The following is a 14,865-nucleotide window of genomic DNA, read 5'->3' as shown; positions in this document are numbered from 1 at the left end:
TTGACTTCGCGCGCGGCTGAGTTCAACGCTGCGCCTCATGTTTGATCTGCGCCCTGTCTGTTACGTGATTGGCATTCTGGTCGCCATTTTGGGCGCCACCATGCTGTTGCCGATGCTGGTGGACATCGCCGAGGGCCGCGGCGAGTGGACGGTGTTCGCACAAAGCGCAATCGTCACCATGTTCTGCGGCGGACTGATCGCTCTGGCCTGCGCCAACGCCCTGCCGGACCGGCTGTCGATCCAGCAGACCTTTCTGCTGACCACCGGGGTCTGGGTGGCACTGCCGATCTTTGGCGCACTGCCCTTCATGCTGGGCGCGACCGAGGCGCGGTTCGTGAACGCCTTTTTCGAGGCGATGTCGGGCTTGACCACCACCGGATCGACGGTGCTCACCGGGCTGGAAGCGCTCCCCAAGGGACTCCTGCTCTGGCGCGGACTGCTGCAATGGCTGGGCGGCATCGGGATCATCGTCGTCGCCATGGTGTTCCTGCCCGAACTCCGTGTCGGCGGCATGCAGGTCTTTCGCTCGGAAGCCTTTGACACAATGGGAAAAATCCTGCCAAGGGCGACGCAGATCGCTTCGTCCATTTCGACGATCTACGTCACCATCACCCTGGCTTGCGCGCTGGCCTACCTGCTGTGCGGGATGAACGCCTTTGACGCCTCGGTGCATGCGCTCAGCACCGTGTCGACGGGGGGATTTTCCAACTACGACGCGTCGTTCGCAACGTTTTCAGGATCTGCCGAATATGTCGCCTCGGTGTTCATGATTCTCGCGGCACTGCCATTTGTGCGCTACGTACAGATGCTGAACGGCAACGAGCGTGCAATTTTCCGCGACAGTCAGGTGCGCACCTTCCTTGCCATCATCGTGGTTCTGGTTTCCGTCACCGTCCTGGTGCTGTTGCGGGTGTTTCCCCACCATCCCGAGCAGGCCTTCCGTGAGGCGCTGTTCAACATCACCTCGATCATCTCCGGCACCGGCTACGCATCCGTCGACTACATGACCTGGGGCCCGTTCCTGATCGCGCTGTTCTTTTTCATCGGTCTGATCGGCGGATGCGCCGGATCAACCGCCTGTTCGATCAAGGTTTTCCGGTATCAGCTGCTGTTCGCCTCGATCGGGGTCCAGCTGCGCAAGATTCGCGCGCCACACGGGATTTTCACGCCGCGCTACGATGGACGTGTGGTGGGCGACGATGTGATGTCGTCGGTGATCTCGTTCTTTGTCTTCTTTGTGGTGACGCTGGGGGTCCTGTCGGTGGCGCTGGGCATGACCGGGTTGGACTTTGTCACCGCGATTTCCGGCGCGGCGACCGCGCTGGGCAACATCGGCCCCGGGCTGGGCGACAGAATCGGCCCGGCCGGCAATTTCCAGAGCCTGAACGACACCGCCAAATGGATCCTCATCATCGCCATGCTGCTGGGACGTCTGGAGCTTTTGTCGGTCTACGCGATCCTGACCGTCGGCTTCTGGCGCGCGTGACTCTCGCCGCGACGCGCCTGTACCGGCTGGACAGGACACCAAGGCGTCCGTCCCCGGGGGAAGAGGGGGCGGACGCCTTTTGTTCAGACCGGCGTTTCGGGACACATTGTCAGTGGCGGGTCTGAAGTCTGCTGCTCCCAAGGGGTAACAAGCAGGTGTTAGCAAATTGCTAACGGATCAGATCAGCCGAGTTCGGCAAGGCGGGCCAGAGCCGCCCTGAGGGTGGATTCCTCTTCTTCGCGGGCGGCCAGATTTTCGCGGGCCTCGGCGACCACTTCGTCGGGGGCGCTTTCGGCGAATTTCGGGTTATTGAGGCGTCCCTTCAGGCCGCCGATTTCCTTGCCGAGTTTGCCCAGGGTCTTTTCCAGCCGCGCCTTTTCCTCGGCCACGTCGATGATGCCGGCCAGCGGCAGGCCAAAAGTGCCGCCCGCGACGGGCACCGTCACACATCCCTTGGGAAAGTCGGCGGTCTTTTCAAGGCTGTCGATCCGGGCGAGACGCATGATCAGCGCCTCGTTGCGCTGCCATGCAGCCTGACCGGCGGCATCGAGATCCGTGACCAGCATCGGCACCTTGAGGCCGGCGGGCACATGCATCTGCGCCCGGGCCGAGCGGACACCGTCGATCAGCGAAATCACCCAGGTCATTTCGGAGTCGGCCTGTGCATCGACCAGAACATTGGCCTGGTAAGTCGGCCAATCAGCGTGGATCAGCATGTGGTCGCGTGTCGCCAGCGTGCCCCAAAGCTCTTCGGTGATGAAGGGCATGATCGGGTGCAGCAGGATCAGGCACTGATCCAGAACCCATGCCATCGTGGCGCGGGTTTCGGCAATGATCTCGGCGTCCTGGCTGTCAAACAGCGGCTTCGAGAATTCCACGTACCAGTCACAGACACGGCCCCAGACAAAGGCGTAAAGTGCGCTGGCCGCGTCGTTGAAGCGGTAGCTTTCAAAGGCGTCGTTGACCTCGGCCAGCACCTTGGCGGTTTCCCCGATGATCCATTTGTTCGCGGTCTGGCCGGGCGTCGGGCGCTGGCCGGTGGCGCCGTCGAACACGCCGTTCATTTCGGCAAAGCGGCAGGCATTCCACAGCTTGGTGCTGAAATTGCGGTAACCGGCAATGCGCTGGGTGTCGAGCTTCAGGGCGCCGCCAAGCGAAGCCATCGCGGCATTGGTAAAGCGCAGCGCATCCGCGCCGAATTCGTCGATCAGGTCGAGCGGGTCAACGACGTTGCCGAGCGACTTGGACATCTTCTTGCCCTTGGCGTCGCGCACGAGGCCGTGCAGGTAGACCGTCTTGAACGGCACCTCGTCGACCACCGCCAGCTGCATCATCATCATCCGGGCAACCCAGAAAAAGATGATGTCCTGTCCGGTGATCAGCGTGGATGTCGGGAAATACTTCCGTAGTTCCGGTGTCTGTTCCGGCCAGCCGAGCGTGCCGATTGGCCAGAGTCCCGACGAGAACCAGGTGTCGAGCACGTCCGGATCGCGGAACACCGGGATGGCCTGCGCGCGGCGGCGCTGGTCGACGCCGGTATAGTCCGTGCCCTGTGAGAGCAGGTCCGCCAGCATGTCCTCGGCTGCGGCCGCATCTTCCACCAGCAGGAATTCGGCCTCGTCACCAAAGAAATCGTGCATCTGGCGCAGGGCTTCCTCTTCGTTCACGGCGCAGAAGCTGCGCCATTCGCCGCCCAAGCCCGGGGTGTGCCAAACCGGGATCTGGTGCCCCCACCACAACTGCCGCGAGATGCACCAGGGTTCGATGTTCTCCAGCCAGTTGAAATAGGTCTTTTCGCCCGACTGCGGCACGATGGCCACATCGCCGTTGCGCACCGCATCCAGCGCCGGGCCGACGATCTTGCCGGTATCGACAAACCACTGATCGGTGAGCATCGGCTCGATCACCACCTTGGAACGGTCGCCGAAGGGCTGCATGATCATCTTGGCCTCGACCAGCGGCACCAGCGTGTCTTCGCGTGCCTCACCGCCCTCTTCGGGGGCGAGCGGTTTCTGCGCGGCCTTGCCAAGACGGGGGTCGTTTTCCGGCGTCATCACCGCCAGACCTTCGGCGGTGATGTCGGCAATGACCGCTTCGCGGGCCTCAAAGCGGTCAAGGCCGCGATACGCCTCGGGGACGAGGTTGATCGAATCGATCTCCGACTCGGTAAATTCCGCGCCGTCGATGATCGCCTGCGCCTTGGCGGCCTCTTCTTCATAGGGCGCGCCGTCATCACGCATCTGCGCGCGGGTGTCCATCAGGCGATAACAGGGAATGTTGCCGCGCTTGGCGACGGCATAGTCGTTGAAATCATGCGCGCCGGTGATCTTGACCGCGCCCGAGCCGAAAGTCCGGTCCGGGTATTCGTCGGTGATGATCGGAATCAGGCGGCGGTGTTCCTTGGGGCCGATCGGGATCTCGCAGAGCTTGCCGACAATCGGCGCATAGCGGTCATCCTCGGGGTGGACCGCCACGGCGCCATCGCCGAGCATGGTCTCGGGGCGGGTGGTGGCAATGGAAATATAGTCGCGGATTTCCTCGAACAGGGTGTTCCCGTCCGCGTCGCGTTCGACATAGGTATAGGTTTCGCCCCCGGCGAGCGGGTATTTGAAGTGCCACATGTGGCCGGCGGTGTCGATGTTCTCGACCTCGAGATCGGAAATCGCGGTTTCGAACTGCGGATCCCAGTTCACCAACCGTTTGCCGCGATAGATCAGCCCCTTGTCGTACATCTCGACAAAGACCTTGATCACGGCGTCGTGGAAGTTGCCCTCTTCACCCTCCGGTGCGCCGGGAGCGCCCGACATGGTGAAGGCTTCGCGTGACCAGTCGCAAGAGGCGCCAAGGCGTTTGAGCTGGCCGATGATGGTGCCGCGCGACTTGATCTTCTGTTGCCAGACGCGGGCGAGAAAATCGTCGCGCCCCATGTCGCGGCGGTCAGGTTCGCCATTGGCGGCCATGTCGCGTTCGGTCACCATCTGGGTGGCGATGCCGGCGTGGTCGGTGCCGGGCTGCCAGAGCGTGTCAAAGCCCTGCATCCGCTTCCAGCGGACAAGGATGTCCTGCAGGGTGTTGTTGAAGGCGTGGCCCATGTGCAGCGAACCGGTGACATTGGGCGGCGGGATCATGACCGAGAACGGCCGCGCATCCGGATTGGCCCGCGCCGGGCCCGCACCGGCCGCAAAGGCGCCGGACTCTTCCCACGCGCTGTAGAGTCGCTGTTCGGCCTCGGCCGCGTCGAATGTCTTTTCCATCGCCATGGGGTCGTTTCCGTTCTTCGTGAAATTGGTTTCCAGATGTCTATCGAAGCCATGGGCCAAGGGGAAGCGGGGGCCGGGCAAAAAGCCCGATGGGTCGCAAACAGGCTGGCGACTCGGGGGGCGGCGGGATTAGGCTGCGGTTCTCAGGGTGCCGCGCGGTCCATCGGTTCGGAACGCGCGGAGAATTGGGAAGCCGGTGCAAGTCCGGCGCTGCCCCCGCAACGGTGAGGGCGGGATGTCTGCCGCTACAGGCCACTGGGATTTCCCCGGGAAGGCGCGGCAGGCGGGGCGCGATGCCCACCCGCCTCAGTCCGGAAACCAGCCCCGGGAAAACGTCAAACCGCGGGGTGCGGGGACGGGTGCATCCGGGTCTGACGCCCTGCGCCTGTTTCCGTGCACCGCCCGGACGGCCACGGGGCGTGGTCAGGCAAAGGCAAGAGAATGGACTGGTTCCGGTATCTCATCCCGGTGCGAATGCACCCCACACACGCCGCAGGGCGCGGATCCTCAGGTCGCGAGGTTCCGGGGTGCCGGATCAGCGGCCCTGGCTGCGGGGGACGGCTGCGATGACCGCCCGGCAGATCTTCGAGGGGCTGCAGGATTTGCGCGACATGCCCGCGCGGGATGCGGCGCGGGCAGGGTTCCTGGAGTGGGCCTTTGCCCTGCCGATGGATGTGCCGCCGCGCCAGGCGGCCCGCGAGGCTCTGGCCGGGATCAACGGCGTGCGCGCGCAAAGCGCCGCGGCGCAGGCCTTCGTCGAACTGCTGGAAGAAACGGTGCTGTGGCCATCTGTGGCGCCGTCGCGGCGTGGCGGGCGGGCCGGGCGGCAGCGCTTGCTGCATTAGGCGGGGAATGTGACCGTCCGATCCGGACCGTCGCCATGGCCAGAACACAAAAAAACGACGGTGCGAGGGAAGTTGCACCGTCGTTTAAGTTCACGAAACCCCAGGGAGGAGGAGAGGGGCCCCGATACATGTGGTCCGCCGTGGCGCACCGATATCCAGGTGCGGCGACACCAGGGAGGAGGAGAGGTGCCGCCGCGTTATCGACCGACCCAGGGAGGAGGAGAGGGCCGCCGAACCGTTGTGGGAGTGGGTCCAGTGGGACCGATCCCGGAAGGGGTGCGGCGACACCAGGGAGGAGGAGAGGTGCCGCCGCGTTATCGACCGACCCAGGGAGGAGGAGAGGGCCGCCGAACCGTTGTGGGAGTGGGTCCAGTGGGACCGATCCCGGAAGGGGTGCGGCGACACCAGGGAGGAGGAGAGGTGCCGCCGCGTTATCGACCGACCCAGGGAGGAGGAGAGGGCCGCCGAACCGTTGTGGGAGTGGGTCCTGTGGGACCGATCCCGGAAGAGGTGCGGCGACACCAGGGAGGAGGAGAGGTGCCGCCGCGTTATCGACCGACCCAGGGAGGAGGAGAGGGTCGCCGAATTCTGTTCTTGGAACTCTGCATTCCGTGATCTTGTTCCGCCGCCGTGCCAGAAAGAACTGTGCCGTGGCGTCACACGCGGGGCCGTTGGCCCCGGTGCGGGAAAATCAGGCTTCGTATGCCGCCTCGTACGCAATGCGACGGATCATCGAGCGGGCCAGGCCCAGATCGGCGAGTTCGCGATCGGACAGGGTCTGAAGCTCGTTCAGCGTGTTGTGGTAGACCTTGCGCTTGGCAAAGCCGGTGCGCAGGCTGTGGATAAGAGCCGAAAAGCGCGATACGACTGCGCCTTGCGATGTGGTGTTGATGTTGGTTGCGTAGGCCATTGTGCTTTGCCTCGGATCATGTGTTTCGTTTCGTTGCACTGAAGATGGGGCAAATGCTGCAGTTGCACAATGGCTTTTGACCTCAATGCTGCTATGCAGAAACTGCATGGGGAATGCTGACCTATTTCGGGCGATTGCCCACTTGGTGGGCGCGAAATTCGTCGCGGGCCTCGTTCGTGTGCAAGCAATCGACACAACAGCCGCTGCGGCGCGCATAACAGGCGGGAGAGTAACATGGACGTGACTGAAACGGAGGTTCGCGCAGAGCTTGCCAGGCTGGTTTTGCCGGACGGGGGCGATCTGATTTCGCGGGACATGATTCGAGCCCTGAGCATCGAAGCGGGGCGCGTGCGCTTTGTGATCGAGGCACCGTCGCCCGAGATTGCCCGCCAGATGGAGCCGCTGCGCCAGGCTGCCGAAAAGATTGTGGCGGCAGTCGCAGGCGTCGTTTCCGTTTCCGTTGCGCTGACGGCGCACGGTCCGGCGAAAGCCGCGCCCTCGCTGAAAATCGGCGGACATCCGAAACCTCAGGACGGGCCGGTCAGGCCGGCAGGGGTCGATCGCATCCTGGCGATCGGGTCAGGCAAGGGCGGCGTGGGCAAGTCCACGGTCTCGTCCAACCTTGCTGTGGCCCTGGCGCGACAGGGGCGGCGGGTGGGACTGCTGGATGCGGATATCTACGGACCGAGCCAGCCGCGGATGATGGGCGTGAGCGCCCGCCCGGAAAGCCCGGACGGCAAGACGATCATTCCGCTGAAGGCGCATGGCGTGACGCTGATGTCCATCGGCCTGATGCTGCCGCCGGAAAAGGCGGTGGTCTGGCGCGGACCGATGCTGATGGGGGCTTTGCAGCAGATGCTGGGTCAGGTCGCCTGGGGCAACCTGGATGTCCTGATTGTCGATCTGCCGCCGGGCACCGGGGACGTTGCGATGACGCTGTGCCAGAAATCCGACCTGGCCGGGGCAATCGTGGTGTCGACACCGCAGGACGTGGCGCTGCTGGACGCGCGCAAGGCGCTGGACATGTTCGCCACCCTGAAGACACCGGTTCTGGGGCTGATCGAAAACATGTCGGTGTTTCACTGCCCGCATTGTGGCGGCGAGAGCCATATCTTTGGCGACGGCGGTGTGCGCCGCGAGGCCGAGGCGCTGGGTGTGCCGCTGCTGGCGTCCCTGCCGATCGATCTCGAGACCCGGCTGGCAGGCGACGGGGGTGTGCCGGTGGCGGTGGGAGACGGCGCCATGGCGCAGGCTTATGCCCGGCTGGCCGAAGGTCTGGTGCGCGACGGCATGGCCTGAACCGTCCCTGTGACGGGGATTTCGCCGCGCCGCTCAGCGCCGGGCAAATTGCAGGGGCAGGTTAAAGCTGTAACTCGCCCCGGTCAGCTCTTTCGGGGCACGTGGCAGGCGGGCGGTCCGGGCGGCGGCGAGGGCGGCACGGTCCAGAGCCGCCGTGCCCGAAGAACCGGTGATGCTGGCCCCGGTGAGCCGACCGGACGGGCTGACGGAGATCCTGAGTGTGACAACGCCGCGGGCTGTGGTGCCGCGTGGGTAGCGCTGGGCGCGGGCCACGCTTTGGCGGATGGCACCGCCCCATTGCGCCTGGGCACTGCGCAGCTGTGACTGGCTGGGGCCGGCGCGGGGTTTTGCCGGCGCCACGGTCTGCGCCGCGCCTCCGCTATTGCCACTGCCTTTGGCGCGCTGCGCCGCCCGGGGGGCCGAGGCCGCAGGGGCGGACCGGGAGGTGTCGGAGCGTGGGGCGGGGGCCTGTGCAGTTGCGGGCTGGGCCGGGCGTGTCCGGGGGCGGAGCGAGGTCAGCGGCGCCTCTCCGGGCTGTGCGGGCGCGGTGTCCGGACCGGCGGGCTGCGGCAGCGCCGCACTGACCGGTGGGCGCGGCGCGGCAGGACGGACAGGCATGTCGAATTCGCGGCCGACCGGCGATGCGTCGCGTCCCGGCGCGGCCAGAGTGAGCGGTGCATCAGGCGCCGTGGCGTTCAGCGTTGCTGGCGCGGGCGACAGCGCGGCGATCTCGGGTTCCGGCCGCATCTCCTGAGGTGCGGGCATCCCGGGCGCCTGCGGTCGCGCCGGGGCGGGCATGCCGGCGACCGGCAGAGGCGGCAGGTCGGTTTCAGACACTGCCGCCATCGCGGACACCGGCGCGGTTTCGGGGGGCGTCTCCCAGCGCTCGGCCAGCGCGGCGAGGCTGTCCGGCGCGGCCTGCAAGGTCACGCTGTCCGCACCCGAGGCGCCACCCGTGCCTGCGCCGGGCAGCTCTGGCAGGGTCAGCGCGGCCAGGTGCAACGCGCCGGCGAGGGTCACAAAGACGGTGGCCTCGAGTATGCGCATCACGGGTCCCCCTGTGTCACGAGGCGAATGTCGCGGGCGCCGTGGCCCGAAAGCTCGCCCAGCACCCGCGCCAGTGTGCTCGCCGAAAGCCGCGCATCCGCCTGCAGCGTCAGCGGCGTCCGGGCCGCCGCCGCAACAAGCGCCGCAGGTCCGCGCAGCGTCTGGTAAGCAAGATCGCCGGATGCGGAAATATAGAGCGTGCCTGTCGTACTGTCGTCCTGCGCGGCGGCATGGGGCAATGTCAGGTCGAAAGGGGGCGGTGCCGTGATTTGCGCGGTCATCAGGAAAAAGATCAGCAGCAGGAAGACGACGTTGATCATCGGCACCACCGGTTCCGGGGCCTGGCGCCGTCTGGGCGCGCTCACAAGCGGTGCGCGGCGCCGGATCACGGGCGGCCCTCCAGCACGGCAAGCTGTGACAGTCCGGCAGACCTGAGCCGGGTCATCACATCCAGCAGGCGCTGCACGTCCGCCCCGGCACCCGGGCGCAGCAGGATCACGTCAGAGGGGGCCTCCATCAATGCCGCAAGAGCCCCGGGCAAGGCGTCGGGCGACACCACCGCGCCGTTCAGGGTCAGAACCCCGGGGAACACGGTGACAAGCCGCGGTGGCCCGGCATAGGCCGCGCTGCCGGCGACAAGGGTCAGCGGCACACTCTGGGTCAGGCCGAACCGGGCCGCGAGCATGAAGAACACCAGCAGCAGGAACACGACGTCGATCATCGGCGTCAGGCTGGGGCGTCTGCGGCGCCGGGGTTCGGGCAGCATCAGCATCAGGGCACGTCTGGGGCGGGGGGGGCATTTTCCGGCGACATCCCGGTCGGGACGGACTGGGCTGGTGTCGGAACGGGGGCGGTGAACAGGCGGGTTGCGATGTCCTCGAAGTCATGGGCGACGCGGTCGGTCACCGAATCGAACCAGCTGAGGGCCAGAGCGGCGGGGATCGCCACCGACATGCCCGCAGCGGTGGTCAGCAGTGCTTCCCAGATCCCGCCGGCCAGCGCCGAGGGATCTGCGCGCGCGCCGCTGTCCTGCAAAGCCTGGAAGGCCTCGATCATGCCCAGAACCGTGCCCAGCAGCCCCAGCAGCGGCGCGATGGTGATGATGAGATCCAGCGGGCGCAGCCCGCTGCGCGCCTCGGCCAGTCCGGCGCGGGCGATTCGGGCGCATTCCTCGCGCGCCGTGTCGGCATCCCGCTGCATCAGCGTCGCCATCGCGGCGCGGGCGGTGCGGGCACGCAGCGAACTGCGTTGCGCCAGCAGCGCCACCGCCTGCGACCGCCGCCCGATCTGCCACAGCGCCACCGCCTGTTCGGCATGTCGACCGCGCCACGCCCCCAGTCGCAGCAGGTGCCAGATCTTCCACAGGATCAGCGCCATGGTACAGACCGATAGCGCCCCGATCGCCCAGAGCGCGGGGCCGCCCCGGTCCAGAAACTGTGCACTGTCTGTCAGCATGACGCGGCCTTTCCATTGATTATCAGACACAGGGCGTCCAACCCGTCACTCAGCGCCGCCGGACCGGGTTGCAGGATCAGCGGCGATTTGATCTCGAACAGCGCGCCGCACTGCACCGCGGGGATGCTGGTCCAGCCGGGGCGCGCGACCACCCTGTGCGGTGCGAATTTCTTGCCACACCATGACCCGATGATGATGTCGGGGCGGGCGTCAAGCACATCCTCCGGGGCAATGATCCGGTCCTTTGCCGCCTGATGGTGGCGCAGGTGGGCGAAACAGTCGATGCCGCCGGCGATTTCGATCAGTTCGGACACCCAGCCGATGCCGGTGATCATCGGCGCGTCCCATTCCTCGAAGTAGACCCGGGGACGGTGGCGCGGTTCGCGGGCGCCCTGCACGTCGATCCGGTATTCGAAGCCGTCGGCCAGCGCTTCGGCCCGGTCGGTGCAGTCCAGCAGTCGCCCCAGCGTGCGGATCATTGCCAGAATGCCCGCGACACTGCGCTGGTTGAAGGCGTGCACCTCGATCCCGGCGCGGATCAGGTCGGCGGCGATGTCGGCCTGCAGATCCGAAAAGGTCAGCACCAGATCCGGGTTCAAGGCAAGGATCTTGGGCACATCCGCAGTGGTAAAGGCCCCGACACGCGGCTTTTCCCGACGCACCCGTTTGGGCCGGACGGCATAGCCGGTGACCCCGACGATGCGGTGCTCCTGACCCAGCAGATACAAGGTCTCGACGGTTTCCTCGGTCAGGCAGATGATGCGCTGCGCTCCGCTCATGACAACACGCCCAGCGGCTGAAACAGCGGGCCGTCTTCGGTCAGGTGGACCCGGGCACGCAGATGAAACACTTCGGCCAGTGTCTCCGGGGTCAGCACGTCGGTGGGCGCGCCGTCGGCATGCAGGCGGCCCCGGTGCAGCAGGATCAGCCGGGTGCAATAGCGTGCCGCAAGGCTGAGGTCGTGCAGCGAGGTCAGCACCGCGTGGCCTTCGCCCGCAAGATCCGCAAACACCTGCAGGGTCGAAATCTGCGCCGCCGGGTCCAGCCCGGCGATGGGTTCGTCCGCCATCAATAGCGGCGTACCCTGCGCCAGGGTGCGGGCGATCAGCACCCGGGCCTGTTCCCCGCCCGAAAGCTCGGTGGCCAGGCGATGGCGGTAGGCGGCGAGCCCCATGCGCTCGAGCGCGGCGTCGACGGCGGCCTGATCCTGCGGCCGCAGGCGGCTGCCGCGCGCCAGGTGTGGCAGGCGTCCCAGGGCCACAACGGATTCGACCGTGACCGGCCAGGCGATCTCGCGCGATTGCGGCAGCCAGGCGGCCTGTGCGGCCCGCGCCCGGGGCGGCAATTGTGCAAGCGAACTGGTGCCGGTGTGCGGCAGCAGGCCAAGCGCGGCGCGCATCAGGGTGGTCTTGCCCGCCCCGTTGGGGCCGATCAGCCCGACACATTCACCGGCGGCAATGTCCAGCGATACATGATCGACCACGGGGCACTGGCCCCTTGTGACGGTCAGATCCGTAAGATGCAGCAGGGTCATGGCAGCTCTTTCCGGGTCTTGAAGATCAGGTGCAGGAACAGCGGCGCGCCGATCAGCGCCATCACCACGCCCAGCTTCAGATCCCGTGTCGGCAGCACCAGCCGCACCGTTATGTCTGCCGCCAGCACCATCGCCGCCCCGCCCAGCGTCGAGGCCCAGAGCAGCGCCGAGGGGCGACCGGCGGTGAGACGGCGCAGCAGGTGTGGCACGATCAGCCCGACAAAGCCCACCGCACCGGCGACGGCTGTGGCCGCCCCGACGGCGGCGGCCGTTCCGATCAGCAGCCGCAGCCGAAGCGAGCGCAGCGACAGCCCGAGCGCCTGCGCCGCGTCCTCTCCCAAAGTCAGCGCATCCAGACCGCGCCCCAGCGTGGCCAGCAGCGCCCAGCCCAGTGCCATGACCGGCAGTGCCAGTGTGACATGGTCCATCGAGCGGTCGGCAACCGAGCCCATCATCCAGAAGATGATTTCGGAGGCGGCATAGGGGTTGGGGGACAGGTTCAGTACCAGCGAGGTCAGTGCCCCGGCCAGCGCCGAGATGGCGATGCCCGCCAGGATCAGGGTCAGCGAGGCGCCGCGCGGCCCGGCCAGCAGCAGGATCAGACAGACGGCGACCAGCGCAAACAGCAGTGCCATCAGCGGCAGCGCCAGCATGAACAGCGCGGCGATGCCGGTCTGCAGGGCGATGACCGCGCCCAGGGCCGCCGCTCCCGAGACGCCGATCAGCCCGGGCTCGGCCAGCGGGTTGCGCAGATAGCCTTGCATCGCCGCGCCAGACAGGCCCAGCGAGGCGCCGACCATCGCCGCCAGCAGCGCGCGCGGCAGACGGATGTCCTGCAGGATCATCACATGCAGCCGATCCCCTGTTCCGACCAGCGCCGCCAGCGCTTTCAACGGCGTGATGCCGACGCTGCCCAGGCAGAGCGAGGCGGTGAAGAGGGCGACCAGCAGCGCCAGAAGGCCGAAGATCAGCTTCATGCCCCCGCAACCCTGCTGTTGCGCCGACCAATTCCGAACGCCAGCACCCTGGCCGCCCCGGTCTCAGCCGGGGCGGCAGCGGCGCCTGGGCGCTCAGAACGACGCGACAACGCCAAAATACGCGGCCCGGTCAGAGGTCTGGAAATCCGGAATCACCTGATAGTCTGCGTCGGTCAGGTTCTCGACCCGGAGGTAGGCGCTGACGTTGTCGGTGATCGCAAAATTGGCCGAGGCGTTGAGCAGCGTGTAATCCTTGACGTCTCGGTCCGGGGTAAAGCTGGTCAAACCGTAATCGTCCGGCAGATCGGCAATGTGCTGCACCGTCAGCGAGGTGCGCAGGCGATCGGTAACCTGCGCGTCCACCCCGACCGACAGGTCATAGCGCGGCACCCGCAGACGCGGGTCGTCACCGGGGTCGCGGGAATCCGTGAAGGTAAAGGCACCGGTCAAGGTCACACGGCTGGACACCGGCACGCGCCCCGACAGCTCGAGGCCCTTGGTGACTGTGGTGCCAGAGGTCTGGACGTAGCCCGCAGGGAAGGTGAACCCGATCAGATCCTCTATCTCTGTATAAAAGAGGGTCGCACTGGCAGAGGCCCCGTTGCCGAAGGTCTTTTCGACGCCCAGCTCCGCATTGCGGCTGGTTTCGGGCTTGAGCCCGGCATTGCCGTAGGTCGGTTCGTACAGTTCATACAACGACGGTGCACGGAATCCGTTCGACAGCACCGCCCGCAGGGTGAGATCCGTCACCGGACGCCAGGCCAGCGCCGCACGCGCAGAGGTCTGGCCGCCGAATTCCGAGTGGTTGTCGTGACGCAGCGACAGGCTCAGGTCCAGATCGTCGCGCGGCGCGTACAGCGCTTCGGCAAACAGGCCGGACACAGTGGTTTCGTTGCCCGACTCGGTGTCCTCGCGGGTCCAGTCGGCGCCGAAACTCAGGGTTGTCGCGCCCAGTTGCGTGGTGCCCTTGTAGGCGACCGCGTCCCGTTCGCCGTCAAACGAGGTGGTGGCGCCGTCTGCGGTGGTATCGCGGTCGATGCGGAACCGGGTCAGGTCAAGGCTGTGATCCACGTTGCCGGTCGTCAGTGCGGCGTAGGTCCGCACGGCGCGGGTCGTGGTCTTGGCCAGACCGCTTTCCGGGGCGGCGGCAAAGGCGCCGGCATCATACTCCGCCTCGGCCTCCAGCGCATAGGCGGCCACACCCACCCGCAGGGTGTCCGTCAGATCGACGTAGCCGTCAAAGGTGAACTGGGTGCCGGAATAGCTGTCATCTTCGGAATACCCCGGGGCCTCGATCGCGGAAAATCCGTCACTGGTGGCGCGCGACAGGCTGAACGCCAGTCCGGAACGCTCAGTCGCGGTGCCCACCGACAGTCCGGCGCGCCGGGTGTTGTGGCTGCCCGCCTCGACCCGCAGGGTGGTGCTGGTTCCGGGCTCTTCGGGAGCGCGGGCGGTGGTGATGGCGATCAGCCCGCCGATGGCTTCCGAGCCGTACAGCGCGGATTGCGACCCCTTGACCACTTCGACCCGGGCAATGTCGCCCATGACGAGATTGGACCAGTCAAAGCTGGTCTGGGTGCCGGAGGGGTCGGTCACGTCGATGCCGTTGATCAGCACCGGCACATAGGCCCCGGCCAGGCCGCGCAGGCGGACGGTTGTCGTCGCGCCCATGCCGCCGTTGGATGACACGCTGACGCCGGGCAGGGTGGCAAGATAATCGGCCAGTCGGGTCTGTGGCGCGGCTTCCAGCGCCTCCTCCTCGACCACGTCCACCGAGGCGCCGGTGCGTTCGAGCGCAACGTCGCTCTGGCTGGCGTAGACGGTGATCATCTCCAGATCAATCGTCTCCTGAGCGCGGGCGGCAGAGGGGGCAACAGTCGGCAGAGTGGCCAACGCAAACAGCGAGGCCCCACACAGAAGGCGGGTCATGGCGATCCTTTCCAGATCCTGCCCGCCGTTCCGGCGGGGCTTTGGGTCGTATGGTGTCATTGGAAAGGCTGTCCTTCCGCAAACGGTGAATGTCGTCACCACTACGGAGAACCGTAACCCCTG

The 14,865-nt window shown here is 66.5% G+C and carries 13 protein-coding genes and 1 riboswitch; of the genes, 3 read left to right on the top strand and 10 right to left on the bottom strand.

The genetic code is table 11. The features are described from left to right. The first annotated feature begins 37 nt into the window (after nt 1–37). A complete protein-coding gene (locus tag FOY53_RS07975) occupies nt 38–1,486 on the top strand; it encodes a TrkH family potassium uptake protein (protein ID WP_146587528.1) in 1,449 nt (482 codons plus the stop codon). A gap of 182 nt (nt 1,487–1,668) precedes the next feature. On the opposite strand, the gene FOY53_RS07970 is transcribed toward FOY53_RS07975, so the two are convergent. Continuing rightward, complete coding sequence (locus tag FOY53_RS07970; RefSeq protein ID WP_146587526.1) at nt 1,669–4,746, bottom strand: valine--tRNA ligase; 3,078 nt, start codon at nt 4,744–4,746, stop codon at nt 1,669–1,671. A gap of 129 nt (nt 4,747–4,875) precedes the next feature. Next, nucleotides 4,876–5,087: riboswitch (cobalamin riboswitch) on the top strand. A gap of 225 nt (nt 5,088–5,312) precedes the next feature. On the opposite strand from FOY53_RS07970, the gene FOY53_RS07965 reads away from it, so the two are divergent. Further along, the gene (locus tag FOY53_RS07965; protein ID WP_146587525.1) at nt 5,313–5,591 is read left to right on the top strand and encodes a hypothetical protein; all 279 of its coding nucleotides are present in this window, start codon (nt 5,313–5,315) and stop codon (nt 5,589–5,591) included. Between the two features lie 691 nt (nt 5,592–6,282). Here FOY53_RS07965 and FOY53_RS07960 read toward each other — a convergent pair. Next, nucleotides 6,283–6,501 (bottom strand): DUF1127 domain-containing protein, encoded by a 219-nt coding sequence (locus FOY53_RS07960; protein WP_146587524.1) that lies wholly within the window; start codon nt 6,499–6,501, stop codon nt 6,283–6,285. Between the two features lie 234 nt (nt 6,502–6,735). Here FOY53_RS07960 and FOY53_RS07955 point away from each other — a divergent pair, with 234 nt between their 5' ends. After that, nucleotides 6,736–7,800 (top strand): Mrp/NBP35 family ATP-binding protein, encoded by a 1,065-nt coding sequence (locus FOY53_RS07955; RefSeq protein WP_146587522.1) that lies wholly within the window; start codon nt 6,736–6,738, stop codon nt 7,798–7,800. A gap of 33 nt (nt 7,801–7,833) precedes the next feature. Here the strand turns inward: FOY53_RS07955 and FOY53_RS07950 are convergent, their stop codons facing one another. The 8 genes from FOY53_RS07950 to FOY53_RS07915 all read right to left on the bottom strand — a co-directional run bounded on the left by FOY53_RS07950 (nt 7,834) and on the right by FOY53_RS07915 (nt 14,802). Next, complete coding sequence (locus FOY53_RS07950) at nt 7,834–8,847, bottom strand: TonB family protein (protein WP_146587520.1); 1,014 nt, start codon at nt 8,845–8,847, stop codon at nt 7,834–7,836. Further along, complete coding sequence (locus tag FOY53_RS07945) at nt 8,847–9,236, bottom strand: ExbD/TolR family protein (RefSeq protein ID WP_246107323.1); 390 nt, start codon at nt 9,234–9,236, stop codon at nt 8,847–8,849. Before FOY53_RS07945 ends, FOY53_RS07950 begins: the two co-directional genes overlap by 1 nt. Beyond that, complete coding sequence (locus tag FOY53_RS07940) at nt 9,233–9,619, bottom strand: ExbD/TolR family protein (protein WP_146587518.1); 387 nt, start codon at nt 9,617–9,619, stop codon at nt 9,233–9,235. The genes FOY53_RS07945 and FOY53_RS07940 overlap by 4 nt, the downstream gene beginning before the upstream one ends. Then, nucleotides 9,619–10,302, bottom strand: a complete 684-nt coding sequence (locus FOY53_RS07935; RefSeq protein ID WP_146587516.1) for a MotA/TolQ/ExbB proton channel family protein — start codon at nt 10,300–10,302, stop codon at nt 9,619–9,621. The genes FOY53_RS07940 and FOY53_RS07935 overlap by 1 nt, the downstream gene beginning before the upstream one ends. Next, nucleotides 10,296–11,081, bottom strand: a complete 786-nt coding sequence (locus tag FOY53_RS07930) for a cobalamin-binding protein (protein ID WP_146587514.1) — start codon at nt 11,079–11,081, stop codon at nt 10,296–10,298. The genes FOY53_RS07935 and FOY53_RS07930 overlap by 7 nt, the downstream gene beginning before the upstream one ends. Continuing rightward, the gene (locus FOY53_RS07925; RefSeq protein WP_146587512.1) at nt 11,078–11,836 is read right to left on the bottom strand and encodes an ABC transporter ATP-binding protein; all 759 of its coding nucleotides are present in this window, start codon (nt 11,834–11,836) and stop codon (nt 11,078–11,080) included. The genes FOY53_RS07930 and FOY53_RS07925 overlap by 4 nt, the downstream gene beginning before the upstream one ends. Then, on the bottom strand, nt 11,833–12,813 hold the full coding sequence (locus FOY53_RS07920) for a FecCD family ABC transporter permease (RefSeq protein ID WP_146587510.1): 981 nt from the start codon (nt 12,811–12,813) through the stop codon (nt 11,833–11,835). The genes FOY53_RS07925 and FOY53_RS07920 overlap by 4 nt, the downstream gene beginning before the upstream one ends. Nucleotides 12,814–12,906: 93 nt before the next feature. Beyond that, nucleotides 12,907–14,802, bottom strand: a complete 1,896-nt coding sequence (locus FOY53_RS07915; RefSeq protein ID WP_246107322.1) for a TonB-dependent receptor plug domain-containing protein — start codon at nt 14,800–14,802, stop codon at nt 12,907–12,909. Nucleotides 14,803–14,865 lie beyond the last annotated feature (63 nt).

The sequence above is a fragment of the Puniceibacterium confluentis genome (assembly GCF_007923445.1).
GTDB classification, from domain to species: domain Bacteria; phylum Pseudomonadota; class Alphaproteobacteria; order Rhodobacterales; family Rhodobacteraceae; genus Puniceibacterium; species Puniceibacterium confluentis.
This window is presented reverse-complemented; position numbering and strand designations above follow the sequence as displayed.